Annotated in this window: 1 protein-coding gene; it reads left to right on the top strand. The window is 61.2% G+C overall.

Translation table 11 applies throughout. The features are described 5' to 3' along the window. The coding region (locus EUU22_RS01475) for a hypothetical protein (RefSeq protein WP_165351038.1) at window positions 1-423 on the top strand (423 nt) is incomplete at both ends.

Genomic DNA, 423 nt, shown 5'->3' with positions numbered 1-423 from the left:
CCGTGGCGGATGGAAAGACCGTGTTGTTCGTTGCCGAGAAGATGGCTGCGCTCGAAGTGGTGAAGCGCCGTCTCGATCAGGCAGGTGTGGGCGACGCATGCCTTGAACTGCATTCGAACAAGGCCAACAAAAGGGCGTTCCTTGCGGAACTGCAGCATGTCTGGGAACTGGGAGCGCCGAAGGGTGAACCCGCCGATGCCCTGGACCGCCGGCTTGTGGAAGCGAGGAACAGCTTGAACGCCCATCCGGCTCGGCTTCACCAAGTCTACCGCCCATACCAACTGTCCCCGTATCAGGTCATGGGCCACCTGTCGCGCCTGAGGCGCTTGGGAATGCCTCCGTCGGACATCGAGCTTGCGGATTCCATCTCGTGGACTCCCGAGTTCCGGGAACGCATTGTCGCCATCCTTTCGGAACTTGCCC

The organism is Ciceribacter ferrooxidans (assembly GCF_004137355.1).
GTDB classification, from domain to species: domain Bacteria; phylum Pseudomonadota; class Alphaproteobacteria; order Rhizobiales; family Rhizobiaceae; genus Allorhizobium; species Allorhizobium ferrooxidans.
This window is presented reverse-complemented; position numbering and strand designations above follow the sequence as displayed.